Below are 25,140 nucleotides of genomic sequence, written 5' to 3'. Positions count from 1 at the left end.
CCCCTGCTCGCGCGCCGGAGGGGTGCGCCCGGCGTCGCCAGCCTTGACTTCCGGCGTCGACCGGAGCGAGGATCCAGTGACGTTTATCGATGACGGGGGTCGTTGATGAGGAACCGGGTCGTCTCTCTGGCCGTCGCCGCGCTCGCCGCCGCCTCGGGTGTTCTCGCCGTGGTCGTCCCGGCATCCGCCGCCAGCGGGTGTGCGGCGCAGCTCCAGGTCCGCTTTCAGTACCCGTCGATGCTGCGCGGCGACCTCAGGGTGCTGAGCGTCGGCCAGCCACTCACGGAGTGGACGTTGAGCTTCCCGCTGCGCTACCCGACCGAGCAGATCAAGAACGTCGACGGTGTGCGCTGGGAACAGCACGGCGGTGAGGTCACGATCCGCAACCTACCCGGTGTCACGTTGCCAGCCGACGAGCAGCAGTTCTTTCCCTTCGTCATGACGCACGGGGTCCGGACCGGCCTGCCGCAGAACTTCACGCTCAACGGCGTCACCTGCACGACCGTGCTGCCCCCACGCCCGCCTCCGTCGACCCCGCCGCCGGTCTCGCCGAGCCCGCAGCCGACCGGGTCACCCAGTCCCGTTCCCGACCCGAACCGGCCGTCCGTCGCGATCATCAGGCCGGAAGATGGTGACCACTTCTTCGCCCCGGCCACCATCAACGCGGAAGCCGTCGCCACGCCCGCGCCCGGCCGGCGGATCACCCGCGTCGAGTTCTTCGGCTGGGGCAGCGGGCTCGACACCATCTCGCTCGGCACCGACACGACCGCGCCATACACCGCCCAGTGGCGTGACCTGCCGGCTGGCTCCTACTACCTGCACGCCCAGGCGTACGACGACCAGGGCGCGACGCGGTGGACCGACCTGAACCCGTCCGTCCGCGTGTTGACACCGGGCGAGGAGCGGCAGGCGCCGTACGTCAGCGTGGTGCGCGACCAGCTCTGGGGCATCTCCCCGGTCATCGACGCGGCCGCCCCCCGACGCCTGACACCGCTCGTGCGCACCGGCGCGGAGGCCCGCTGCGTGCAGGGGCGCGGCATCTGGGACGGCCCGGTCGACGCCACCGCCGTGGCGAGGCTCGCCGCCCGCGGCGTCCAGGCGGTGTACGTCCCGCTCAACGAGGCCTGCTGGCTCGGCCTGTCGTACGTGGACCCTCGCTACGGCGGTGAGCCGTACCGGCAGGCGATCGTCGCGTACACGCAACGCTTGACGGTCGCCGGCATCACGCCCATCCTCGCTCTCGGCTGGAGCCACGGCCGCTACACCGGGCCGGGGGCGACCTGCCGGGACGAACGTGCCGTCTGCGCCAAGCCGGCACCCGACCTCGAGTACGCCCTCGACTTCTGGCAGAGCGTCGGTCGGACCCTCTACTACGGCGAGACGGTGATGTTCGACCTGTTCTCGGCGCCGTACCCGGATCGGGCGATCGCCGACCCGGCCCTCGCGTGGAAGTGCTGGCGTGACGGTGATGTGGCGTGTTCCGCGCTCGGCTATCCGGCGGTCGGCATGCAGCAAATGCTGGCCGCGCTCCGGGTTGGAGGTTCCAACGGTGTGCTGCTCGCCAGTGGCCTGAACGGCGGCAACGACCTGTCCCGGTGGGCCGAGTACATGCCGGAGGACATGGTCCACAACGTCGCGGCGGCCTGGCGGCCGGCAGCGCCCGGGGCCTGCCACCCGCCGACCCTGCCGCAGGCCCCCGTCGTCGTCACGGCGGTCTGCCGCTAGGGCAGCGGGAGCGGCGCTGCGCAGCCGGCCGGGCCGCAGCACCGGGACGGGTGATCGACCGCCTAGACTCGGCGCGGTTCGACCGACCGGCGGATGGATCAGGCACATGACGAGCAGTGTGGATCGCGGCTGGCTGCGGGCGATGCCCGCCGATGGTGGACGCGACGCGCTGTTCGACCGCGCCGGCCACCGGGTGTACGGGACGCGCCGGCTCAGCGAGCTGGTGCAGGGGCGCCCGCCCGGCGTCACCGGCAGCCAGTGGGGGTCGGCCAGCCGGACGGCGTTCGACCTCGTGGTCGGTGACGCCGACACCGGGCGGCCGGTCGTCGCCGTGGCGATCGGCCCGGTCCCGCCCGCCGGGTCGGCCGAGCAGCGCGCCGAGCGCCTCACCGACGCCGTGAGCGCGGCCGTCGGGCTGCCCGTGCTGCGCGTCGGGTCACCGACGTTGCGGGCCGCCGAGCACGGCCGGCGCCTCGTCGAGTACGTGCTCGACGCGCGCGCCTACGCGGCCGGTGCCACCGTGGCGGGCGCCGAGGACGAGCCCGCTCCGGTGGGCTTTCGCGACATCCTCGGGCGGCTTCCGGACGGCCGGACCGGCCCGGTGAACGACCTCGGCGCGCTGACCCGGGCGGCGGCGGTCGAGGCGTACGTGGCCGGGCGCCTGGCCGACCCGATCGTGCGCGGGTTGCACGTGCACTGGACCGAGGGCCCGGCGCAGGGCTGGAGCTGGGTGCAGGTGCGCCCGGACGCGTGCCTGATCGAGCGGGTCTCGGTGACCGCGCAGCGCTTCTCCTGCGGCGTCGACGTGGCCCGGCTGGCCGAGGACCTCGCGACCGTCGCGATCGGCGAACGGCTGCGCGCCGTACGGCCGGACGGCCCGGACCTGCTGGCGCGCGCGGACCTCACCACGGAGATCGTCGCGCTGAGCCGGCGGCGGGACGAGCTGGTGGGTGGTTTCGCGTTCGACCACCTCTGCGCTGACTGACCGGCCACTTTCCCTGCTGAACCCCGCTCCGCAGCCGATTCGCTCGGCGGCGGAGCAATTTTCTGTGCGCGGGTTGAACCTTCGCCGTCGCCGTCCCGTACTCCTGCGCGAACGAAGAGGATCTCCCCGACCGCGTCGACCGGACGCGGGAGACGGTGCGGAAAGGGCATCGTCGGCCATCGACACGTTACCGGGTAGGTCGCGGTGGTCGCCGCCGTGGCGTGCCATCTCACATCCGTCGGTCCGCCGAGGGCAGGAATCCACTACCGGATCGAGAAGGAGAGCAATTCGATGCGCAGGTCCACTCGGGCGGGCCGGTCACCCGGCATCGCGCGGAGCAAGCGTCTGCTGGCCGTTGTCGGCACGCTCGTGGTGTTCGGCGGAGTAGTCGCCGTCACCCAGATCTCGTCGGCCCAGGACCGGCGGACGAACAAGCCCCGGCCCGCCGCCGGACAGTGCGTGGAGCCGAGCCCCGGCTCGACCGCGCCGAGCGGCGCCTCGACCAGCCGTACCTGGCAGAACGGTCGGTGGGTGCGTAACCACTGGGGTGACGGTCAGGAGTCGGTGGCGGAGTGCGAGGACGGCAAGGACGGCACGGTGGGCACCGGCTCGGCCGTCGCCTGCCCCGATGTGGCGGCCAAGCTGCCGCAGGTGCCGGATCGGGCGCGAGCCGAGGTCGACCGTAATCTCGCGCAGTTGCAGACCCAGATCGCCGAGGCCGATCGCCGGCTGGCCGCCGAGGGCAACAAGGGCGCCGCTTTCATCCGCAATGCGATCCTGCAGCCGCTGGCCGGTAAGCGGAAGGCGGTGCTGGACCGGATTACGACCGCTATCGACCGGGTCGGACCGCGTCCGCAGGGTTTGGCGCAGCTCGCCGAGTGCCAGGTGCAGCCCACTGGTAACAACAACGGCGGCAGCACCGGCGGTGGGAACAACAACGGTGGGAACACCGGCGGTGGCACCAACAACGGTGGGAACACCGGCGGTGGAAACAACGGTGGCGGCAACAACGGCGGAAACAATGGTGGCACCGCCCCCGGCGCGGGTCTCGGCGTTCTGGCCAACAACTGCGACGAGAGCCAGTTGCAGGCGCACGACGGTTTCCAGAACGGCAACCGGTGCGTGAGCACCGAGTTCGGTGAGGTGGGCGCCGCCGCCAACAACCCGTCGCTGCTGATCACCCAGTTCCCGCAGCAGGTCGGCCGCAACCAGCCCTTCACCCTGCGGGTCAGCACCAAGAACCTGGTCCGTGACCGCTTCCTCGCGGCCGGTCAGGGTGGCTACTACGTGGAGAGCTCGCTGCTCAACGACCAGGGCCTGGTCCGGGGTCACTTCCACACCGCCTGCCGGATGCTGGACAGCCTGACCGCGCCGCCGGAGCCGCAGGAGGTGCCGGCGTTCTTCGTCGCGACCGAGGATGGCCGCGGTGGCGCCCAGCCGGACGAGGTGACCATTCAGATTCCGGGCCTGCCGGAGTCGGGTACGGCGCAGTGCTCGGTCTGGGCCGGTGACGGCTCGCACCGTCTGCCGATGATGGAGCGGGCCAACCAGACCCCCGCGTTCGATTCGATCCGCATCAACGTCAACTGATCGTCGATCGGCGGCCGGCCACCTGGGCGGACAGCACCCGGGTGGCCGGCCGCGCACACAGCGACGGGGTCCCGCCGTATTGGCGGGACCCCGTCGTCGTGCGGTGTGTCAGCGGCTCTTGTACGCCTCGACGACCTCGACCGGGATCCGGCCCCGCTCGGAAATCTTGTAGCCGTTCTGGACGGCCCATTCCCGGATCGCCCGGTTCTGCTCGCGGTCCATTCCGGCGCCGCTGGGTCGCCCCGGCCGCCGAACTGTCCGCGTGTTCTCCGCAGGGCCCCGACCGATCCGCCGACCCGCATTGATGTACGGGTCCAGCGCCTTCCGCAGGACGCCGGCATTCTCGTCCGAGACATCGATCGTGTAGGCCACGCCGTCGAGACTGAACTCGACCGTCCGGTCGGCCTTCCCGCCGTCGAGGTCGTCGGTCAGCACCGTGATTACTTTTCTCGCCATTGCCGATTACTCCCTGTGTGTGGCGGGATGTGTCCAAAGTCTGACCTACTACCCGGGGAATCCGCAACAATATGCGTCCCATTCATTTCGGCGCGTCGCGATTGAGTGCGTACAAAACCGTGAACCGACGCGGAATCGCGGGCGTTGAACCCCGCGTCAATCGGTAAGCAGGCCGGCGTGGCCGGCGACGGCCGCCGCCTCCGCGCGGTTGGCGACCCGCAGCTTGCGCAGCAGCGCGGCGGTCATCCGTTTCACCGTCCGTTCCGAGACGTGCAGTTCCTCGGCGACGTCGACGGTGCTGCGGCCGGCGGCGATCGCTCGCAGCAGGCGGCGCTCCTCGGCGTCGAGGTCGACCGACGCGGCGCGGGAGGGCCCCAGCAGGGCGCGCAGCAGCTCGGCCGGCAGCACCGCCCAGCCGTCGAGAATGGCCAGCAACGGGGGCAGCAGCTCCTCGGGTTCGCTGGTCTTGGGCAGGAACCCCTCCGCGCCGGCCCGCAGCGCCTCCAGCGCGGGTGTCGGATCGGTGGAACCGGACATGGCGACCACCCGTACGCGGGGCGTGGTCCGCCGGATGGCGGCCACCGCCCGGACGCCGCCGGGCGGTGGCATGTGCAGGTCGACGAGCGCCAGGTCGGGGTGGCAGCGGCTGACCAGGGTGGCCGCCGCGGCGGCGTCGCCGGTCGAGCCGACCACCTCGGCGCGTCCGTCGGTGGTCGCCGGAAGCAGCAGCTCAAGGCCACGGACGAAAAGGGGGTGGTCGTCCACGACAGCGAGTCTGAGGGTGGGGGCGTCCGGCATGTCTACGCCGTTCCCCAGCGGGTACCGATCATGCGGGTACGCACCGAACGGGGGGAGTCGGATGCATGCGGGCACGCCACGGCTGGCAGGGGTTGTTGCGAGGTTTGCGTCGGACCGGGCCGGAACCGGGCGCCGAGCCGACCGCGGGTGTCGACGCCGACCTGCTGCTGCGCGTGTTGTGCCACGAGTTCCGTACCCCGGTCAGCGCCCTGACCTCGTTGACCCGGGCGTTGGCCGATGAGCGCCGGACGCTGACCGGCGCGGACCAGCGGGCCATCATCGAACTCGCTCGTGACCAGGCCGTCCACCTGCAGGGCCTGCTGCGGGACGCGACGGCCGGCGCCGGCGCGTTGGCGCCGACCGCCCCACCGGATGCCACAGTGCCACTGGCGGGGCTCCTGCGGGAGGCCGCCGCGCTGGTGCCGGCGGGCCGGCGACGGGCCCGCGTCACCCGGCGGGCGGGTTCCTGGCCGGTCCCGGCCGGCCGGACCCGGCAGGTGTTGGTGAACCTCGTGGAGAACGCGCTGCGCCACGGGCCGGCCGGGGGGCACGTCGGGATCTACGCGGCGCTGCGCGGTCCCGGCCTGAGCATCGTCGTCACCGACGAGGGGCGGGTGGACGAGGCGCTGCTGGTGGCGCTGCGCCGTCCGGCACCGGCGGCCGGGATGTCCGGGCTGGGGCTGTGGATCGCGCGACACCTGGTGGCCGCCGACGGGGGAGTGCTGCGCGCGCACCGGCTGCGGCCCCGGGGCGTGGCGCTGGAGGTGCTGCTGCCGGTGGTCCATCCGCTGCGCTGACCCCGGCGGGACACGGGTTGGCACCCTCGGGTCAGCGGGGCGGGAATCGTCCTCGATGCCAGCATGCCGGCACCGAGGAGGTCGAATGTTCAGCCACGTCAAGGACCTGCAGTTCGAAGCCAAGCCGGACGCTCCGGACGCCGCGTTCGCCCGCCGCCTGCAGGAGGTGCTGGGCGGCAAGTGGGGCGAGATGACCGTCGCCAACCAGTACCTGTTCCAGGGGTGGAACTGCCGGCTGCCCGGCAAGTACAAGGACCTGCTGCTCGACGTCGGCACCGAGGAAATCGGCCACGTCGAGATGATCGTCACGATGATCGCCCGGCTGCTGGACAACGCCCCGCTGTCGCTCTCGGAAGCCGTCGCGGACAACCCGGGCGGTGGGGCGGTCTACGCCGGGTCGAACCCGGCGCACTTCATCCACAGCGGTGCCGGGGCGCTGCCCGCCGACAGCAACGGGGTGCCCTGGAACGGGGCGTTCATCACCGCCAGCGGCAACCTGCTGGCCGACTTCCAGCTCAACGTCACCGCCGAGGCGCAGGGCCGCCTGCAGGTCTCCCGGCTGTTCAACATGACCGACGACCCCGGCGTCAAGCAGATGCTGCGCTTCCTGCTGGCCCGCGACACCATGCACCAGAACATGTGGCTGGCCGCCATCGAGCAGCTCCGGGAGGACGGCCTGGAGGACATGCCGGTGCCCGACGCCTTTCCGGATTCCGGGGAGTTCACCGAGGAGTTCGGCTACACCTACCTGGGCTTCTCCTCCGGCACCGACGCCGCCCAGGGGCGCTGGGCGTCCGGGCCCGCGCCGGACGGCAAGGGCGAGTTCCGCTACGACGACAATCCGCGCGCGAACGCCCCCGAGCCGGTCCTGCCGCCGGGCGACCCCCGGTTGTACGGCACGAACCCGGCCGCGTCGTGAACACGGTCGGGAGCCTGTCGCGTACCCGGGTGAAGCTGGTGGTCTGCACGGTGTTGACGGCGCTCGCCGTCGGCGTCGGGCTGCCCGCCCGGGTGGTGCTGGCCCTGGTGTTGACCAGCCTGGCCATTCCCGTCGCCGTGGCGCTGGCCGGCGGCGTCCGGGCGGTCCGGGCGTTGTTGCTTCCGGCTCGCCCGACGGCACCCGGCAGTGGTCTGGGTCACACCCCGGAACAAGGGGAACGCTTTGTTACTTGAGTGAGACACGCTCAACTCAACGCGATAGCAGGTGTTCGATGGCAACTCTTCCGGTACTTCCCCTGACCGACGCCGTGCTGCTGCCCGGCATGGTCATCCCGGTGACCCTCGACCCGACCACCCAGGCCGCCATCGACGCGGCCCGGGCGACCGGCGACCGCAAGCTGCTGGCCGTGCCGCGCATCGACGGCGAGTACGGACCGGTCGGCGTGGTCGCCACCATCGAGAAGGTCGGCCGGCTGCCCGACGGTGAGCCCGCCGCCGTGGTCCGTGGCCTGTCCCGGGCCCGGATCGGCTCCGGCGTGCCCGGCCCCGGCGCCGCCCTCTGGGTCGAGGCGACCGAACTCGACGAACCCGCTCCCGCCGGCCGCGCCCGGGAACTCGCCCGCGAGTACCGCGCCCTGGTGACCTCAGTGCTCCAACAGCGCGGCGCCTGGCAGGTCATCGACGCGGTGGAGCGGATGACCGACCTGTCCGAGCTGGCCGACTCGGCCGGCTACGCGCCCTGGTTGACCCTGGAGGAGAAGACCGAGCTGCTCGCCGCACCGGACGTCACCGCCCGGCTGGAGCTGCTGGTCGGCTGGGTCAAGGCGTACCTGGCCGAGCAGGAGGTCACCGAGCAGATCAACAGCGACGTCCGCGAGGGCCTGGAGAAGTCGCAGCGGGAGTTCCTGCTGCGCCAGCAGCTCGCCGCGATCCGCAAGGAGCTGGGCGAGGACGAGCCGGACGGCTCGGCCGACTACCGCTCCCGCGTGGAGAGCGCCGACCTGCCGGACAAGGTCCGCGAGGCGGCGATGCGCGAGGTCGGCAAGCTGGAACGGGCCAGCGACGCCTCCCCGGAGGCGGGCTGGATCCGCACCTGGCTGGACACCGTGCTGGAAATGCCGTGGGGTACGCGTACCCAGGACAACACCGACCTGGCCGCGGCCCGGGCGGTGCTCGACGCCGACCACGCCGGCCTGGCCGACGTGAAGGACCGCATCCTGGAGTACCTCGCGGTGCGCAACCGCCGGGCCGAGCGCAACCTCGGCGTGGTCGGCGGTCGCGGCTCCGGCGCGGTGCTCGCCCTCGCCGGTCCTCCCGGGGTCGGCAAGACCAGCCTCGGCGAGTCCGTGGCCCGGGCGCTCGGGCGCAACTTCGTCCGGGTGTCGCTCGGCGGCGTCCGCGACGAGGCGGAGATCCGCGGTCACCGGCGCACCTACGTGGGTGCCCTGCCCGGCCGGATCGTGCGCGCCCTGCGCGAAGCCGGCTCGATGAACCCGGTCGTGCTCCTCGACGAGGTGGACAAGCTGGCCGCCGGCTACGCCGGTGACCCGGCCGCCGCCCTGCTGGAGGTGCTCGACCCGGCGCAGAACCACACCTTCCGGGATCACTACCTGGAGGTCGACCTGGACCTGTCCGACGTGCTGTTCCTGGCCACCGCCAACGTGGTGGAGTCCATCCCCGGCCCGCTGCTGGACCGGATGGAGCTGGTCACCCTGGACGGCTACACCGAGGACGAGAAGGTCGCCATCGCCCGCGACCACCTGCTGCCCCGGCAGCGGGAGCGGGCCGGTCTGACCGCCGACGAGGTAGGCGTCGCCGACGAGGCGTTGGCGCTGATCGCGGGCGAGTACACCCGGGAGGCGGGCGTCCGCCAGCTCGAACGGGCTCTGGCCAAGATCCTGCGCAAGGTGGCGGTGACGCTGGCGACCGACCCGTCGCCGGTACGCGTCGACACCGACAACCTCACCGGCTACCTGGGGCGGCCGAAGTTCACCCCGGAGTCGGCCGAGCGCACCGCGGTGCCCGGCGTGGCCACCGGCCTCGCCGTCACCGGCGCCGGCGGGGACGTGCTCTTCATCGAGGCGACGAGCATGGAGGGCGAGCCGGGGTTGACCCTGACCGGCCAGCTCGGCGACGTCATGAAGGAGTCGGCGCACATCGCGCTGTCGTACCTGCGCTCCAACGGGCGTCGGCTCGGCATCGACCCGAACGCCCTGGCGGGACGCCGGATCCACCTGCACGTCCCGGCGGGCGCGGTGCCCAAGGACGGCCCGAGCGCCGGCATCACCATGGTGACGGCCCTGGCGTCCCTGGTCACCGGGCGGGCGGTGCGCCCCGAGTTCGGGATGACCGGTGAGGTGACGCTCTCCGGTCGGGTGCTGCCGATCGGCGGGGTGAAGCAGAAGCTGCTCGCCGCGCACCGGGCCGGCCTCACCGAGGTGATCATCCCGGCGCGCAACGAGCCGGACCTGGACGACCTGCCGACCGAGGTGCGCGAGGCGCTGACCGTGCACACCCTGGCCGACGTGGCCGACGTGCTCGCCCTGGCGCTGCGCCCGGCCGACGTCCAGGCGCTGGACGGTCCGGCGCTCTTCGCGGCCTGACACTCCGAACCAATGGCCCCCGCCGTCTCTCCGACGGCGGGGGCCATTGATGTACGCGCACCGAGGGCTACTGTCTCGCTGGAACCCCTCAATCACCTCTCCGCCGCGAGGCGGTGCCCCCGGAGGTAACCCCCGTGAACCTGGTGCTCTGGATAATCCAGATCCTGCTCGCCGTCGTCTTCGCCGGCGCCGGCCTGGCCAAGCTGACCCAGCCCAAGGACAAGCTGCGCGACATGATGCGGTGGGTGGACCCGGTCCCGCCGTCGCAGGTCAAGGCCCTCGGCGCGGTCGAGGTGCTGGCCGCCGTCGGGCTCGTGCTGCCCGCCCTCACCGGCATCGCCACCGTGCTCACCCCGCTGGCCGCCCTCGGGCTGGTCATCGTCATGGTCGGCGGCATCCTGGTGCACCTGCGCGACCGGAACAAGCGCGACACGGCGGCCGAGCGTCGGACGGAGATCCAGGGCGCGATCACCTGCGCGGTGCTGCTCGTCCTCGCCGCCGTCGTCGCCTGGGGCCGCTTCGGGCCGTACTCCTTCTGAGGCTGACACGCCGGCGACCGTCGTACCCCGGCGGTCGCCGGCGGCGTGCTCAGCGCCCCTCGCCGCCGCGGTCGCGACGAACCGTGGCCTTGCGGCCCTTGATGGTGCTGGAGCGCAACCCCGAGATCACCTCGTCGGCGACGCCCTGCGGCACCTCCACCAGGGAGAACCGGTCGGCGATCTCGATCGAGCCGATGTCCCGGCCGCGGATTCCGGTCTCGCCGGTGATCGCGCCGACCAGATCCTGCGGGCGCACCCCCGCGCGCCGGCCCAGACCGACGAAGACCTGGACGGTGTTGCCGCCGCCCGAGCGGGGACGACCGCCGCCGCGCCGGTCGCCGCCCCGGCCACCGGCCTCCGGCCGACCCTCGCGCGGGCCGCGCACCGGCGCCTGCGGGATCTCCTCCTCGTCGTCCGAGCCCGGCGATGTCACCTCGTGCGCCAGCTTCACCGCGGCGAGCGCGACCTCCATCAGGTCGAACTCGTCGGTGAGCGTCTCCACGATGACCCGGAACGGGTCCAGGTCGTCCTCCAGCAGGCTCTCCCGCAGCGCCGCCTGGGTCAGCTCCAGCCGGCGGGTCCGCATGTCGGCCACCGTGGGGATCTTGTCGATGGTGATCCGCTGGCCGGTCACCCGCTCGATCGTCTTGAGCATCCGGTGCTCGCGCGGCTCGGCGAGGGTGATCGCCACGCCCTCCCGACCGGCCCGGCCCACCCGGCCGATCCGGTGCACGTACGACTCCGGCGCCGACGGCACGTCGTAGTTGACCACGTGGGTGAGCTGCTCGACGTCCAGCCCACGCGCGGCCACGTCGGTGGCGACCAGCAGGTCGGCGGTGCCGGCCCGCAGCCGGCCCATCACCCGGTCGCGCTGCTCCTGGCTCATCCCGCCGTGCAGCGCCTCGGAGCGGTAGCCCCGGCCGTTCATCGTCTCGGTCAGCCGGTCCACCTCCTCGCGGCTGCGGCAGAACACGATCGCCGCCGTGGGCGACTCCACGTCCAGGACCCGGCCCAGCGCGGCCGGCTTGTGCGCCCGTGTCACGATGTACGCGCTCTGGCGCACCCGGGGCGCCTCGCCGGCCACCGTCGGTTCCCGGCCGATCTCGATGCGGACCGGCTCGCGCAGGTGCTGGCGGGCCATCCCGTCGATCCGGGACGGCATGGTGGCCGAGAACAGCACCGTCTGGCGCTGCGCCGGAGCGTGCTCCAGGATCGCCTCGATGTCCTCGGCGAAGCCCATGTCGAGCATCTCGTCGGCCTCGTCGAGCACCACCGTGGCCAGGCCACCGAGGCGCAGGGTGCCGCGAGCGATGTGGTCGAGGGCCCGACCCGGGGTGGCCACGACCACATCGACGCCGCTGTCCAGTGCCCGCAGCTGCCGCCCGATCGGCTGCCCGCCGTAGATCGGCAGCACCCGCGCACCCAGGTCCTTGCCGTAGCGGTGGAACGCCTCGGACACCTGCACCGCCAGCTCCCGCGTCGGCACCAGCACCAGCGCCACCGGGTCCCCGCCGTCGCGATGCGCCTCCATCCGGTGCAGCAGCGGCAGCGCGAACGCAGCCGTCTTGCCGGTGCCGGTGGCGGCCTGACCGAGCAGGTCCCGACCGTCGAGCAGGGGCGGGATGGCCTCGCGCTGGATGGGGGTCGGCTCCTCGTAGCCGAGGGCGGACAGCGCGCCCAGCAGTTCGGCGCGGAGCCCCAACTCCGTGAACGCGTTCACCTCGTCGGCGCCGGCGGGGGTGGTGTCGGTCGGTGCGTCGTGCTGTGCAGGTGCGGAACTCATGGGGTCAAGCCTTTCATCACGACTCAGCGGGCGCTGAGCCGACCGGCACAAGAGCGCCTGCGCCCCTCAAGATCCACGCAACTTCGGGGAAAGTGCTGCCTCCGCGACGCCCGAAGCAGCACTTTCCCCGAACTTGTGTGGATCACGAGCGGCGTGGGCGTGTCAGGCATCGGTGGTGAGGATCGCGAGGATCATGATGCCGGCCAGTGCCGTGTCCAGGACCCCGCAGAACTCCGCGTAGCCGTGGGGCACCACCCGGCCGCTGCGGTGGTGCACCACGTCCCAGCCGGCGTGCGCCAGCCAACCGAACGCCACCAGCCACGCGGCCGTCCGCCCACCGGCCAGGATCGCGATCACCATCAGGGCGACCCAGACGGCCAGACCGGCCAGCTGGCTGGCGAGCACGCCCGGCCCGCGCAGCGTGCGCCGCACCACACCGATCAGCAGGTACCCGCCGGGCAGCACCAGCAACGTCCACGGGCTGAGCACCGTCGGGTCGACCCACATGTCCACGGTCACCAGCAGCGCCAGCCCGGTCGGCCAGCGGCGGGCCAGCGCCAGCGCCGCCGGGTGCCGGCGTACCGCCGCCGGTGTCTCGTGCCGGTGTCGCACCGCCACCAGCACCATGGCCGGCACCATCAGCAGGTGCCCGCCGACCATCAGCGCGTCGCCGTCCAGCAGGCCGGCCCAGAACGGCAGGAGCAGCAGCAGGAACGGGACGTACATCGCGGCGACCATCTCGCCGATCCCACGCCAGTGGTGCGCCCGGTAGCGCATCCACACCGTCATCCCGACGCTCATGTTGGTGGCCATCACCAGCGCCGCCACCTCGGGGCGGTCGAGCGTCCCGGCGACCCCCGACGCGCCCCCGGCCGCGCCCCACAGCGGGCCGAGCAACACCATCCCGGCGATCATCGCCAGTGCCATCTCGCCGAGATGCCACAGCAGCCGTCGTGTGCCGCCGACCGCCGCCGCGTCCGAGGGCGTCGCGTCGGCGGGTGCCGGGCAGTCGCCCGGCAGCGATCCGGGCTGCGGTACGGAGGGAGCGTGGTCCGCGTACATCCGTGTCTTCTCCATGGCGTTGACCCTGCCGGCGGTCCGGGGCGGTGGGCAGGTTCGTCCATCACGGGAAATCCGTGCGAAGCGCGCGGTCCGACCGTGACAACTCGCACGGGTGGACCGGGCGCGGGGCGGTCCTACGATCGACGCGTGACGAGCGAGGTGTCGACGCCCCGGGCGGATCGCCGGCTGCGCCGGGCCCGGCTGGTCACGTTGCTGTCGCTGGCCGGCGGTGTGTGGGCGACCGTGCTGCTGCCCGCGGTCGGCCTGACCCGGGAGCCGCACGCCGGCCGCGTCGCACTCGGCGCGGTCGGGATCCTCGCCTTCGCGGCCACCCAGACCGCTGTGCTGTACGCGGCGGTCACCCCCTGGCTCGCCCAGCGGTGGCGACGCCGCGCCCAGCTCGCGCTGGCCGTCATGGCGGCGCTGACCGTGCCGCTGGTGGCCCCGGTCGCGGCCGGGGTCTGGCCCACCTGGGCCTGGATCGGCGCTGCCCTGGTCGGGATGGCCCCGCTGGTGGTCCGTCTCCCCGGCGCGCTGGCGGTCACCGCCGGCACCCTCGGGGTGTCGGCGGCGGTGGCCTGGTGGACCGGCGGCCCGGTCGGGCGGTCCCTGGCCGTGACGGGCGGGATCGGCGTGGCCGTGGCCGCGGTGAACTGGTTCCAGGTCTGGTTCTGGGACCTGCTGGTGGAGGCCCGCCAGGGTCAGGCCGCCCAGGCCCGGCTGGTCGCCGCCGAGGAGCGGCTGCGCTTCGCCCGCGACGTGCACGACCTGCTGGGGCACAGCCTCACCGTGATTGCGTTGAAGGCCGAACTGGCCGCGCGGCTCGCCCCGGTCGACCCGGCGCGGGCCGGCCGGGAGGCCGCCGAGGTGCAGCGGCTCGCCGCGTCCGCGCTCACCGAGGTCCGCGAGAGCGTGCACGGCTACCGCGCGGTCGATCTCGGTGAGCAGTTGCAGGCCGTGGCGGAGGTGCTCCGGTCCTGCGGGGTGCGCTGCACGGTGCCGTCGCTCCCCGTCGACCTGCCGCAGCCGGCCGCTACCGAGCTGGCGGCGGTGTTGCGCGAGGCGGGCACCAACGTGCTGCGGCACAGCCGCGCCGACTGGTGCCGGATCCGCATCGACCGAAAGGAGAACGTGGCCAGGATGACCGTCACCAACGACGGGGCCGACGAGAGCGGCCCGGACGCGCACAGCCACGGCCTGCGGGGTCTGGCCGACCGGCTCGCCGCGGCCGGGGGAGAGCTGCGGGTACGTCGGCAGGACGCGGTGTTCACCATCGAGGCCACCGTGCCGGTGCCGTCGTGATCCGCGTCCTGCTGGCCGACGACGAGGACCTCATCCGGGTCGCGGTCGCCGCGCTGCTCGGCCTCGAACCGGACATCGAGGTGGTGGCCCAGGCCGCCGACGGGCCGACGGCGGTCACCGCGACGCTCGCGCACCGCCCGGACGTGGCAGTCGTGGACCTGGAGATGCCCGGCCTGGACGGCATCGCCGTCGCCGCGGAGCTGGCCCGGGCGCGTCCCGAGTGCGCGGTGGTCGTGTTGACCGGGCACGGCCGGCCGGGGCACCTGCGCCAGGCGCTGACCGCCGGGGCGCGGGGTTTCGTGCCCAAGGGCTCGCCCGGCGGCGCGTTGGCCGACGTGATCCGCCGGGTGCACGCCGGCGGCCGGTACGTCGACCCGTCCCTCGCCGCCGACGCGCTGACCCTGCCGGCGTGCCCGCTGACGCCACGGGAGTTGGAGACGCTGCGGCTGGCCGAGTTCGGCGCACCGGTCGCGGTGATCGCCCGTCGGGTGCACCTGTCCACCGGCACCGTGCGCAACCACCTCTCCGCGGCCGTGCAGAAGCTCGGCGCGACCGACCGGGCCGAGGCGGTGCGGGCCGCCAGGGACAACGGCTGGCTCTGACCCGCGCCCATCCCGGGGGAGGGCGTTGATCAACGGGCCCGTCCCGCAGGGCCGGCACTCGGGTCACCGCGTTCGGGCTAGCGTGTCTGCGTGCGTACGGTGGAACTGGTCTGCTCGCCCGGGTTGGACGTCGCGATCCGGACGGCCTGGGGTCGGTTGGCGGCCGCCGGGTTGCCGAGTCTGGCCCGCAACATCCATCCGACGAACCGGCCGCATCTGACCATGGCGGCCGTGGACGGGTTCCCGTCCGGTGTCGAGCACCGCCTGGCCGAGTTGTTCGACGCCGCGCTGCCGGTGCCGGTGACGCTCGACCGGGTCGTCGTCCTCGACGGCAGCGCCCCGCTGGTCTGGCTCGTGCGGCCCACGACGGCGTTGACCGCGCTGCACGCCGCCGTCTGGGACGTCCTCGACCGGGCCGACGGGCACCGCCCCTGGCACGCCCCGGGGGCGTGGGTGCCGCACCTGAGTCTGGCGCTGCGGTTCCGCGACGCGGACCTGCGGATGGCCCGCGCCGTGACCGGTGGGCAACGGCCGGCGGGAACGTTCGTGGCCGCCCGCAGCTACGACGGTACGGACCGGACGGTGACATCGCTCGGATGAGCGCGGTCGGTGGCAGCTCAGCAGTGCGATACGCCGAGTGTCGTCCTGCTGAACTGCCACCGATCGCCGCGTAGTGCCGACCAGGGGCGACGCGTCAGCGGTAGAAGCGCAGGTAGTCGAACCGCGCGGTGACGGCCGGCTCGGCGCCGCCGTGCGCGACCAGCCCGATCCGGGGAGTCGTGTCGGCGGGGAACGTCCACACCGCACCCCAGGTCCAGATACGCCCGTCGCGGCTGGACCCGGCCCGGAACTCGTGCTCCCCGGTGGCGCGGTCGACGTGGTGCGCCAACCGCAGCCAGGTGGTGGCGGCGGGGGTGCCGACGATGCTGCCGCCGTACACCGGCTGGCCGGCGAAGGGCAGCTCGTAGCCGTACTCGACCTGGCGGGTGTTCCAGATCGCCACCTGGGTCAGCCGGGCGAACCGGTCGTCGTCCACGTAGGCGACCAGGCCGGCCTGCTGGTAGTTGCGGACCGTCTCCTCGCCCAGGTCCAGCGTCACAGTCGTCTCGACGACGTAGTCGCCCCTCGGGGCGTCGCGCAGCAGCACGCCTGCCGTGTTGCCGGTGCCGGTCAGGTCGGCGGCCTGCACGGGCCAGCGCAGCGCCCCGTCGGCGACGGTGGCCGCCGGGTCCGCGCGTACCCACCGCCAGTCGCCGTCGAGCCCGCCGTTGAACTCGTCGGAGTACGCCGGCAGCGGCGCACCGACCCGGGGCTCGGGCACGGCCCGCCTGGCCGGCTGGTACAGCCGCGCCACGCTGACGTTGTCGAACTCGGCGGTGCCGCCGGTGGCCGTCAGCCCGGGTCGGCCGGCGACCGGGCGGTCCAGCCGCAGGGACACCACGGCGAGCTGGTCACCGAGACGGGCGGGGCTCAACTCGGCGACGAGCTGCTGTCCGCGTACCTCGATGGCCAGGTTGTGCCGATCGCCCACGTCGAGCCCGGCGGGCAGCGGCGTGCTGGCCTGGCGGCGGCCGTCGCGGGCGACCAGGCGGCCGGCGGCGGCGTCCACCCGGACCTCGACCCGGTCGCCGAGGGTGACCCCGGCGCTGCTCGCGCCGGTGACTCGCAGGTCGGCCTCCGCGCGCACGTCCCCGCCCACTGTGGTACGGCTGGTGAGCGCGCCGCTGCCGCTGAGCCGGCCGTCGGTGACCCGCCACTGGCCGGCGCGCTGCCAACCGGCGAGGCTCGCGGTGTCGAAGCGTTCGTCGACGCGGCCGGTGGTGACCGGCGCGGGTCGGGTGCCCTCGGACGGGCCCGCGCCGGCGTTGACCGTCGGCCAGCCGTCGATCCAGTCCAGCCGGTCGAGGAGCATGGGGCGCTCGTTGATGCCGAACGGCTCGTCGAGGTACGGGTCGGCCCGGTCGATGGCGTGGTAGACGATCCAGTCCTGACCGGACAGGTCGGTGAGGAACCCGTTGTGCCCGGTGCCGATCCAGCGGTTGCCGTTCTGGGTGAGCACCGGTGTGCCACCGGCCCGGGACGCGGTCAGCGCGACGCCGTCGCGGTCGGTGAACGGGCCGCGTGGGCTGCGGGCGCGTCCGACCTGGACGGAGTAGCCGGTGGCCGGGCCGGCGCAGCAGTTCGCGGTGGACGCGAACAGGTAGTACCAGTCGTCGTGGCGCAGCACGTAGCTGCCCTCGAACTTGTTGTCGATGGCCACCGGCGTCGGGGCGCCGACCGCGCGCAGGCCGTCCGGGCTGAGTTCGGTGACCGAGATGCCGCCGTAGTAGCTGCCGTAGTAGAGGTAACTACGACCGTCGACGTCGGTGAACTGGCTCGGGTCGATGGTCCACAGCCAGCCGCCACCGCCGCCGGGGCGCGGGGCGACGACCGGCTGGTCGGCGAACGTCCACGGCCCGGCGGGGCTGGGGGCGGTGGCCGCCCCGATCGCGTAGTCACTGCCCTCGGCGGAGACTGTGGTGTCGGTGACCGTCACGTACATCACCCACCGGTCGCCGAGCCGGCGGACGTCCGGGGCCCAGTACGCCGCGCCGGGCGCCGCGTAGGGCGGGCGCTGGTCGGGGCCGAACGCGTCACCGACGGACGTCCAGTCGACCAGGTCGGCCGAGCGGGCGGTGGGCACCCGGTGGAACGCGCCCTCGCCCTCGCGCAGCGGGTCGGTGGTGCCGTAGGCGTACCAGAAACCGTCGTCGCCGCGCACGACGACCGGGTCGGCGAAGGTGTCGCCGATGTCGGCGGAGACCGGGTTGCGATAGCCCGACGGGCGGTCGGGGGCGGTCGCCGCAGCGGAGGCGGCGGCGGAAGCGGAAGCGGTGGCGGCCAGGATCAGACCGAACGCGGCGGCGAGCGCGCCGCCCCGGCGGAGGTTTCGCATGGGGCCTGCCTCTGGTGTGGGGGAGTGTCGACAAGGGTCGCTGTGTGCCTCGTTTCTACAACGATGGATACAACGTTGTAAAGGGTCGGCCCGCTGCTGACGCGGGCGGCGACCGGCACTTCTCGACCAGGCCTGTCCGATCGGTACACCCGGTGATCGGCGATGATGGGGCCATGAGTGGTGGCGTCGGCGGCGGGGGGATGGCCGAGTTGGCCGCCCTGCTGGCCGACGGCACCCGGGCCGGCATCTGCCTGGCGCTGCTCGACGGGCGGGCCTGGACCGCCGGCGAGTTGGCCCGACGTGCCGGGGTCGCCCCGTCCACGGCCAGTGAGCACCTCACCCGGCTGGTCCGGGGTGGGCTGCTGGTCGAGGAGCGGCAGGGCCGGCACCGTTACCTGCGCCTGGCCGGACCGTCGGTGGCCCAGCTGATCGAGGACCTCGCCGGACACGCGCCAGCCCCTCCCGCGCCGACCACGTCACTGCGCGCGGCGGGTGCCAGCGCCGCCCTGGCGTACGCCCGGACCTGCTACGACCACCTCGCCGGGCGGCTGGGCGTCCTGCTGTACGACGCGCTGCTTGCCGACGGCCGGCTGGACCGATCCAGTGGGTTGGCGCTGACGCCCGACGGGTGGGCCTGGGCGGCCGGGTTGGGCGTACCCGTGGACGTGCTGCGCGCCGCCCGCCGACCGGTGGTCCGCGACTGCCTGGACTGGACCGAACGCCGGCCGCACCTCGCCGGAGCGCTCGGCGCGGCACTGCGCCGCCGCTTCGCCGAGCTGGGCTGGATCACCCAGGGCACCGGGCGGGCGGTACGCCTCACCCCGATCGGCCGCGCCGCCCTGGCCGGGAGCCTGGGCGTACCCGAGCACATCCTCATCCGCGACACGCCCGCGGCACCGTCCAGCGGCCGAGCCTGACCCGCCGCCCGCCGCCCGCCGCCCGCCGCCCGCCGATCGAGCACGATCTTGTGGTGTGCGGCGCGGAACTGTTCGGTGGGGAGCGAACGGTTCGGGTCCTACGGTCGAGCGGTGATCGACATCTGGCCGGACATCGCGCCCGCCGCGGGAACGCCGGCGTGCGGCCCGCCCACCTTCGAGCCGGGCGGCGGGTGGTGCGTGACCCGGCACGCCGACGTCCGGGCGGCGCTGACCGACCCGGCGTTGCGGGTGCCCGCCGTCGACAGCGGTCCGCCCGGCACGCTCGCCTGGCTGCGCGCCTCGGTGAGCAGGTTCAGCCCGCCCCGACGGCACGCCGAGCGCCGCGCGATCGGGGTGACCGCGCTGGCCGGGCTGGACCCGGACGAGCTGCAAAACGAGGCGGCCCGGCTGACCGTCGCAGTGCTCGACCGGGCCGACGGCCACCTGGACGTGATGCGTGACCTGGCCCGGCCGGTGCCACTGCGGGTCCTGGCCGGCCAACTCGGTCTCGTCGATCCGGCAGCCGCCGGGACGGCGGTCGCGGTCGTCGCCGCGGCGTACCACCCGGGGGTCGACCCGGCGCTGGCCGCGCGGGCCGACCGGGCGGTGGCGGCGCTGCTGGCGCTCTGCCCGCCGGCCCCGCCGGAGGTGCGGGCCAACCTGATCGGTCTGCTGGTCCAGGCGTGCGACGCGACCGCCGGCCTGATCGGCGCCGCCGCCCACCACCTGCTGAACCCGGCCGTCGCGACCACGGCGGCGACCGCCGACCTGCTGGCCGAGGTGCTGCGCCTGGACCCGCCGGTCCGGGCCACCCGACGGGTCACCGTCGACGCGGTACGACTGGGCGGACGGGACCTGCCCGCCGGCAGCGCGGTGCTGCTGCGCTTCGACGCGGCCAACCGTGACCCGCGGGCGTTCGGCGAGCCGGCGGCGTTCCGCCCCGGCCGACCGGGCGCCGGTCTGCTCACCTTCGGCGCGGGAGAGCGCGGCTGCCCCGGTGACCGGCATGCTCTCGCGCTGGCCGGCGGGGTGCTCGACGTGCTGCGTAAACGCTGCCGGCGCACCCCGACTCCGCTGCGCCACGAGCCGCACCCGACCCTGCACGTCCCGACCACAGTCGAGGTGAGCGTCCGATGATCGAGCGCCGTGCTGCGTTCCATGCCCTGCACCACACCGGCCGTCCCCTGTTGTTGCCCAACGCCTGGGACCACGCCTCGGCGGCGGCGCTCGCCGCGCGCGGCCATCCGGCGGTCGGCACCACGAGCCTCGGGGTCGCCGCGACCGCGGGCCTTCCCGACGGCGCGGCGGCCACCGCCTCCGAGACCCTGGCCCTGGCCCGCCGGCTGGCCCGGTTGCCGGTGCTGCTCACCGTCGACGTGGAGGCCGGGTTCAGCGACGACCCGGCCCAGGTCGCCGGGTACGTGGCGGAGTTGGCCGGCCTCGGTGTGGTCGGGATCAACCTGGAGGACGGGCGCTGTGACGGCACCCTCGCCGACCCCGAGTGCGTCGCGGAGAAGATTGCGGCGGTCAAGGCGGCGGTGCCGGACCTGTTCGTGAACGCGCGCACCGACACGTGGTGGCTGAACGTGCCCGACCCGCTGCCGCAGGCCCTGCGCCGCGCCCACGCCTACCGGGCGGCCGGCGCGGACGGCATCTTCGTGCCCGGCGCCGTCGACGTGGCGACGCTGCGCCTGCTCACCGAGCGGCTCGACGCGCCGGTGAACGCGCTGTACCAGCCGGGCGGCCCTGGGCTGACCGAGCTTGGTCGGGCCGGGGTGGCCCGGCTCAGCACCGGCTCCCTGCTGTTCCGGGCCGCGCTCGGGGCTGCGGTCGCCGCTGCCGACGCCATCCGCGCTGAAGGGGGCAGCGCGGCGGGACTGCCGTCGTACGCCGAGGTGCAGGACCTGGTTCCGGCGGACGGCGACTGAGGGTCCCCGCCCGCCTGCCGGTGGTGGTCGCGTCCGTTCGGGGGTAGATCGGAGGATTGTTCGGTAGCTGCCTGGTCCGGACGATTACGGTGTGTTTCAGGGCGATTCATCCCGCGCCGTGACCGGAGAAGGGACCCCGTCATGCGAGTGCCCAGCCGTAGTCCGGGGCAGCAGCCCGGACCGCCCGCGTCGCCCACCGCCCCCGCCCGCCGCCGGCCACCCGGCGCCGCCGCCCACCGGCTGCCCACCGCCGCGCCCGACCTCGCCGCCTACCGTGCTGCCGTGGCCGACCTGCTGGTCGAGGTGGGCGCCCTGGCCGACGCCACCAGCACCCGCGCCCGTCAGGTGCTCATCGACGAGCGACTGCGCGAGCCGGCCCTGGCGGCCGTGCTCGACGCCACCCCGCAGGGTCTGCTCGGCGCGCGCGAGACGTTGCTGCTGGAGATGGCCCGCTACCAGCCGAACGAACGCACCTCGGCGCGGGACCTCACCGCGCTGGTCCGGATCTACCTGCTCTCGCGCATCGACGTGCTGTGGTGGCAGGACGCCCCGATCTTCGTCACCGACGACCAGGTCAACGGCAGCGCCGACCTCGTCGACCTGGAATGGCTGCGCCGCCGGGACCTGCTGCGCTTCCGGTACCAGGAGCAACCCGCCACCGTCCTGGGCCGCGCCGCGCGCGGACTGCGCCGGCGACTGCGGCCCCACGCGAGCCCGCACACCGCCGGACTGCTGTTCCGGCGTGCCCGCCGGGAGGTGGTGGCCCTGCTCAACGAACTCGGCCGGGAGTTCGCCGCCGCCGCGCCACCGGCCACCCCGCCGCTGTGGGTGACCAGCCTCGTGCGCAGCACCGAGCACCAGTACCGGCTGCGCCGCCTGGGCTACGCCGCCATGCTGCCCAGCGGGCACTGCCTCGGCTACTCGGCCGACGTCGAGCTGGCCTGGTTCGAGCGGTTCGGCGCCCGCGACACCCTCGCGGAGCTGCTGTTGGCCCGCCAGGACGCCGGCGAGCTGAACGTCATCGACGAGGGGCAGGCCTGGCACCTGTGCCTCGCGCCCTCCGCCCGGCGTCGTCTGCGCCGGGCGTACGAGGCCGAGATGGGGGTCTGAGCCCATGTGCGGCATCGCGTTGAGCCTCGGCCCCGAGGCCGACCCCGCGACCTTCCGGCGGATGCTCGCCGTCCTCGCCCCACGCGGCGAGGTCACCGAGACCCGCTCGGAGCGCGGACTGCTCGCCGGCACCCGCCGGCTGCGCGTCGTCGACCGCGACCGGGCCGTACAGCCCTGGACGTCGACCGACGAACGTTGGCTGCTCTGCTTCAACGGCGAGATCTTCAACCACCGGGAGCTGCGCGCGCAGCTCACCCGGCTCGGACAGGTGTTCCGCACCGACAGCGACACCGAGGTGCTGCTGGCCGCGTTCCAACAGTGGGGCGAGGCGGCGGTGACCCGGCTGCGCGGCGAGTACGCCTTCGCGGTCGTCGAACGCGCCAGCGGCCGGGCGTACCTGGCCCGCGACCCGCTCGGGGTGAAACCGCTGTACTGGTCCCGGCGCCCCGGCTGCCTGCACCTCGCCTCCGAGGTGAAGGCGCTCGTCGGGCACCACGCCCCGGTCGCCGAGGTGCCGCCCGGACACCACGGCTGGGCGGCGCCGGACGGGCCCGTGCGGCTGCGCCCGTACGTCGACCTGCTCACCATCGGCGAGGGTCTGCCGGTCATCGACGACCCGGACGAGGCCACCCTGCTCGTCCGGGCCGCCCTGACCGACGCCATCCGGATGCGGGTGGAGACCGACCTGACCGTCGGGGTGGTGCTCTCCGGCGGGCTGGACAGCTCGTTGACGCTGCGGCAGGTACGCGACATCCACCCGGACTGCGTGGCGGTGACTGTCGGCGTGCCGGACAGCCCCGACGTGGCGTACGCCCGGCGGCTCGCCGCCGACCTCGACGTGCCGCACGTGGTCGTCGAACTGCGCCCGCGCGACATCCGGCTGGCCGACGTCCGCGAGGCCATCCGGATCTCCGAGCTGACCGAGTACGGCGACATCATCAACGCCGTCGTCTCGGTGCCGATCTTCCGGCGGCTGCGGGACCTCGGCGTGAAGGTGGTACTCACCGGCGACGGCTCCGACGAGCTGTTCGGCGGGTACCCCATGTACCGCCAGGTCGACCCGATCGCGTCGCGTCGGCTGTTCCTGCACCGCATCCGCAACCTGTGCCGTACCGAGTTGCAGCGGGTCGACCGGACCGCCATGGGGCACGGGGTGGAGGCGCGGGTGCCGTTCCTCGACCTCAGCGTGGTGGAGTTGGCGATGCGTCTGCCGATGGATCTGAAGGTGCGCGACGGCCAGGAGAAGTGGATCGTGCGTCGGGCGTTCGCCGACGTGCTGCCCGAGTACGTCCTGCGGCGGCCGAAGAACCCCATGTCGTACTCCTCGGGGCTGCACGAGCGGGTCCGGCTCTACAAGCCGCTGTTCGCGCGGATGCACCGGACGTTCGGCTACGACCTGCTGGAACCGGTCCGCCGTGACTTCGACACGGTGCTCAGCCGCTGTGGCAACGACCTGGACCGGGCCATCGCCGACGGGATGAACCGGCCCGACTACACAGTCCTGGAACACGCCCGCGACCTGGTCGGGGCGGCGAGGTGGAACGCCGCGCCGATGGTCCGTCGGCTGGTCGGGCCCCGCCCGCCCCGCCGCTCACCCGTCGGCTGAGCACCCACCCGACGCTTGACTCTGACACCGTGTCAGGGACGAGCGTGAGGGGACCATGTTCAGCATCGGAGACTTCGCCCGCCTCGGCCGCGTGTCGGTGCGGATGCTGCGCCACTACGACAGCATCGGCCTGCTCCGCCCGGCCAGCGTCGACGCGCACACCGGCTACCGCTCCTACCGGGCGGACCAGCTGCGCCGGCTCAACCGGGTGCTCGCCCTCAAGGACCTGGGTCTCACCCTGGAACAGGTGCGGGCGATCCTGGACGACGCCGTCGACACCGCCGAGCTGCGCGGCATGCTGCGGTTGCGCCGCAGCCAGCTGACGGCGCAACTGGCCGCCGACACCGCGCGGCTCACGGCCGTCGAGGCGAGGCTCCGCATGATCGAATCGGAGGGTCGGATGACCGCCCAGGACGTCGTACTCACGCAGATCCCGCCGGTGCGCGTCGCGGAGCTGACCGCTGTCGCGCCCAGCTACGAGACCCAGGACATCGGTCCGGTGATCCAACCGCTGTACCCGGAGCTGTTCCGCCGGCTGGCCGAGGCCGGGATCACGCCGACCGGCCCGGCCATCGCCTGGTACGAACCCGCCGGCGATGACGACGGCGACGCTGTCGTCGTGCACGCCGGGGTGACCGTCGGCGCCGGCGTGATGGCACGGTCCGACCTGGCGGTACGTGATCTGCCCGCGGTGGGCACGGCCGCGACGATCGTCCACCACGGCGCCATGGACGACGTCGAGCAGAGCATCCAGGTGCTCGCCCGGTGGATCGAGGAGAACGGCTACCGCACCGTCGGATTCGCCCGTGAGGTGTACCTGGAATATTGTCAGGACTCCCCGGAGCAGGGCGTCACCGAGCTTCAGCTCGCCGTCGACCGCGCCTGACTGTCGCTTTCGCCGTCGCGCCGAGCGCGTCGGCGGCTGGTCCCAGCGCCAGGTCCGATCGCCGCCAGCACCCGCACCCTGGCCGGGGCAGGCTGGACGCATGACGATCACCGCCACCTTCCGCGTCCACGCCGTGCCGGCCGCGGCGCTGGACCTCGTCCGTCGGACCGGCCGCGACGCCGCGGGCCATCGCGTCGAAGGGCGCCCGGCCGACGGCGGGGAGCCGCTGCGCTGTTGCCTGCGCGACGCCGAGGCCGGGGAGGCGCTGCTGCTCTTCGGCTACGCCCCGCCGATCGCCGCCGTCGCGTACCGGGAGATCGGGCCGGTCTTCGCGCACGCCTCCGCCTGCCCCGGCCCGGACCACCGCGGCGGCCACCCGCCGGCCGGCGGGGACGTCCCCAGGTCCTGCGGGCGTACGACCGGCAGGGACGGATCTGCGGCGGCAGGCTGCACGACGGCACGGACCCGGAGGCGGTGATCGCGGAGCTGTTCGCCGACCCGCAGGTGCACCAGCTGCACAGCCGCAACGTGGTCTACGGCTGCTTCATGTTCGTGGTGGAGCGGGCCGCCGGGTGAC

Annotated in this window: 22 protein-coding genes and 1 pseudogene; 18 read left to right on the top strand and 5 right to left on the bottom strand. The window is 73.6% G+C overall.

Annotated elements, in window-relative coordinates; genetic code table 11:
- The first annotated feature begins 105 nt into the window (after nucleotides 1-105).
- The 3 genes from ACLQ27_RS02540 (at nucleotide 106) to ACLQ27_RS02530 (ending at nucleotide 4,300) form a co-directional block, all read left to right on the top strand.
- Nucleotides 106-1,725 carry an Ig-like domain-containing protein gene (locus ACLQ27_RS02540; protein WP_357496898.1) on the top strand — a complete coding sequence of 540 codons (1,620 nt, stop codon included), beginning with the start codon at nucleotides 106-108 and terminating at the stop codon, nucleotides 1,723-1,725.
- Nucleotides 1,726-1,831: 106 nt separating this feature from the next.
- Nucleotides 1,832-2,710 (top strand): hypothetical protein, encoded by an 879-nt coding sequence (locus tag ACLQ27_RS02535; RefSeq protein ID WP_357573814.1) that lies wholly within the window; start codon nucleotides 1,832-1,834, stop codon nucleotides 2,708-2,710.
- A gap of 291 nt (nucleotides 2,711-3,001) precedes the next feature.
- Nucleotides 3,002-4,300, top strand: coding sequence for a hypothetical protein (locus ACLQ27_RS02530; protein WP_357496894.1), 1,299 nt, complete (start codon nucleotides 3,002-3,004; stop codon nucleotides 4,298-4,300).
- Nucleotides 4,301-4,408: 108 nt separating this feature from the next.
- Here ACLQ27_RS02530 and ACLQ27_RS02525 read toward each other — a convergent pair whose 3' ends face one another.
- Complete coding sequence (locus ACLQ27_RS02525; RefSeq protein WP_234588764.1) at nucleotides 4,409-4,756, bottom strand: histone-like nucleoid-structuring protein Lsr2; 348 nt, start codon at nucleotides 4,754-4,756, stop codon at nucleotides 4,409-4,411.
- Between the two features lie 156 nt (nucleotides 4,757-4,912).
- On the bottom strand, nucleotides 4,913-5,521 hold the full coding sequence (locus tag ACLQ27_RS02520) for a response regulator (protein ID WP_234588763.1): 609 nt from the start codon (nucleotides 5,519-5,521) through the stop codon (nucleotides 4,913-4,915).
- 98 nt (nucleotides 5,522-5,619) lie between these two features.
- Here ACLQ27_RS02520 and ACLQ27_RS02515 point away from each other — a divergent pair, with 98 nt between their 5' ends.
- The 5 genes from ACLQ27_RS02515 (at nucleotide 5,620) to ACLQ27_RS02495 (ending at nucleotide 10,432) form a co-directional block, all read left to right on the top strand.
- Nucleotides 5,620-6,351: a sensor histidine kinase gene (locus tag ACLQ27_RS02515; protein WP_357496888.1), complete on the top strand. Its 732-nt coding sequence runs from the start codon at nucleotides 5,620-5,622 to the stop codon at nucleotides 6,349-6,351.
- 85 nt (nucleotides 6,352-6,436) lie between these two features.
- Entirely contained in the window at nucleotides 6,437-7,270 is an 834-nt protein-coding gene (locus tag ACLQ27_RS02510) for a manganese catalase family protein (RefSeq protein ID WP_425865464.1), read from the top strand.
- Nucleotides 7,267-7,524, top strand: a complete 258-nt coding sequence (locus ACLQ27_RS02505; protein WP_425865463.1) for a hypothetical protein — start codon at nucleotides 7,267-7,269, stop codon at nucleotides 7,522-7,524. The genes ACLQ27_RS02510 and ACLQ27_RS02505 overlap by 4 nt, the downstream gene beginning before the upstream one ends.
- 38 nt (nucleotides 7,525-7,562) lie before the next feature.
- Nucleotides 7,563-9,893 carry an endopeptidase La gene (lon, locus tag ACLQ27_RS02500; RefSeq protein ID WP_357496882.1) on the top strand — a complete coding sequence of 777 codons (2,331 nt, stop codon included), beginning with the start codon at nucleotides 7,563-7,565 and terminating at the stop codon, nucleotides 9,891-9,893.
- 134 nt (nucleotides 9,894-10,027) lie between these two features.
- The gene (locus tag ACLQ27_RS02495) at nucleotides 10,028-10,432 is read left to right on the top strand and encodes a DoxX family protein (protein ID WP_234588757.1); all 405 of its coding nucleotides are present in this window, start codon (nucleotides 10,028-10,030) and stop codon (nucleotides 10,430-10,432) included.
- A 49-nt stretch (nucleotides 10,433-10,481) separates the two neighbouring features.
- Here ACLQ27_RS02495 and ACLQ27_RS02490 read toward each other — a convergent pair whose 3' ends face one another.
- A complete protein-coding gene (locus ACLQ27_RS02490; protein WP_234588756.1) occupies nucleotides 10,482-12,215 on the bottom strand; it encodes a DEAD/DEAH box helicase in 1,734 nt (577 codons plus the stop codon).
- A gap of 162 nt (nucleotides 12,216-12,377) precedes the next feature.
- On the bottom strand, nucleotides 12,378-13,292 hold the full coding sequence (locus tag ACLQ27_RS02485) for a hypothetical protein (protein ID WP_425865462.1): 915 nt from the start codon (nucleotides 13,290-13,292) through the stop codon (nucleotides 12,378-12,380).
- Between the two features lie 132 nt (nucleotides 13,293-13,424).
- Here ACLQ27_RS02485 and ACLQ27_RS02480 point away from each other — a divergent pair, with 132 nt between their 5' ends.
- The 3 genes from ACLQ27_RS02480 to ACLQ27_RS02470 all read left to right on the top strand — a co-directional run bounded on the left by ACLQ27_RS02480 (nucleotide 13,425) and on the right by ACLQ27_RS02470 (nucleotide 15,781).
- A complete protein-coding gene (locus ACLQ27_RS02480) occupies nucleotides 13,425-14,579 on the top strand; it encodes a sensor histidine kinase (RefSeq protein ID WP_425865461.1) in 1,155 nt (384 codons plus the stop codon).
- Nucleotides 14,576-15,181 carry a response regulator transcription factor gene (locus ACLQ27_RS02475; protein WP_234588753.1) on the top strand — a complete coding sequence of 202 codons (606 nt, stop codon included), beginning with the start codon at nucleotides 14,576-14,578 and terminating at the stop codon, nucleotides 15,179-15,181. Before ACLQ27_RS02480 ends, ACLQ27_RS02475 begins: the two co-directional genes overlap by 4 nt.
- A gap of 90 nt (nucleotides 15,182-15,271) precedes the next feature.
- A complete protein-coding gene (locus ACLQ27_RS02470) occupies nucleotides 15,272-15,781 on the top strand; it encodes a 2'-5' RNA ligase family protein (RefSeq protein WP_357496873.1) in 510 nt (169 codons plus the stop codon).
- A gap of 94 nt (nucleotides 15,782-15,875) precedes the next feature.
- Here ACLQ27_RS02470 and ACLQ27_RS02465 read toward each other — a convergent pair whose 3' ends face one another.
- The gene (locus ACLQ27_RS02465) at nucleotides 15,876-18,116 is read right to left on the bottom strand and encodes a family 43 glycosylhydrolase (protein ID WP_425865460.1); all 2,241 of its coding nucleotides are present in this window, start codon (nucleotides 18,114-18,116) and stop codon (nucleotides 15,876-15,878) included.
- A gap of 173 nt (nucleotides 18,117-18,289) precedes the next feature.
- Between ACLQ27_RS02465 and ACLQ27_RS02460 the strand changes: the two genes are divergently transcribed.
- The 7 genes and pseudogenes from ACLQ27_RS02460 (at nucleotide 18,290) to ACLQ27_RS02430 (ending at nucleotide 25,139) form a co-directional block, all read left to right on the top strand.
- Nucleotides 18,290-19,033, top strand: coding sequence for an ArsR/SmtB family transcription factor (locus ACLQ27_RS02460; protein WP_425865459.1), 744 nt, complete (start codon nucleotides 18,290-18,292; stop codon nucleotides 19,031-19,033).
- A gap of 111 nt (nucleotides 19,034-19,144) precedes the next feature.
- Nucleotides 19,145-20,170, top strand: a complete 1,026-nt coding sequence (locus ACLQ27_RS02455; RefSeq protein ID WP_425865458.1) for a cytochrome P450 — start codon at nucleotides 19,145-19,147, stop codon at nucleotides 20,168-20,170.
- Nucleotides 20,167-20,961: an isocitrate lyase/PEP mutase family protein gene (locus tag ACLQ27_RS02450; RefSeq protein ID WP_425865457.1), complete on the top strand. Its 795-nt coding sequence runs from the start codon at nucleotides 20,167-20,169 to the stop codon at nucleotides 20,959-20,961. The genes ACLQ27_RS02455 and ACLQ27_RS02450 overlap by 4 nt, the downstream gene beginning before the upstream one ends.
- Before the next feature lie 141 nt (nucleotides 20,962-21,102).
- Nucleotides 21,103-22,071 (top strand): hypothetical protein, encoded by a 969-nt coding sequence (locus ACLQ27_RS02445; RefSeq protein WP_357496863.1) that lies wholly within the window; start codon nucleotides 21,103-21,105, stop codon nucleotides 22,069-22,071.
- A gap of 4 nt (nucleotides 22,072-22,075) precedes the next feature.
- Entirely contained in the window at nucleotides 22,076-23,677 is a 1,602-nt protein-coding gene (locus ACLQ27_RS02440; RefSeq protein ID WP_357496861.1) for an asparagine synthetase B family protein, read from the top strand.
- A 55-nt stretch (nucleotides 23,678-23,732) separates the two neighbouring features.
- Complete coding sequence (locus tag ACLQ27_RS02435) at nucleotides 23,733-24,563, top strand: MerR family transcriptional regulator (RefSeq protein ID WP_357496859.1); 831 nt, start codon at nucleotides 23,733-23,735, stop codon at nucleotides 24,561-24,563.
- Nucleotides 24,564-24,663: 100 nt separating this feature from the next.
- A pseudogene (locus ACLQ27_RS02430) lies at nucleotides 24,664-25,139 on the top strand (DUF1203 domain-containing protein).
- Nucleotide 25,140: the final 1 nt, after the last annotated feature.

It is taken from the genome of Micromonospora sp. DT63 (genome assembly GCF_049841615.1).
GTDB lineage: Bacteria > Actinomycetota > Actinomycetes > Mycobacteriales > Micromonosporaceae > Micromonospora.
This window is presented reverse-complemented; position numbering and strand designations above follow the sequence as displayed.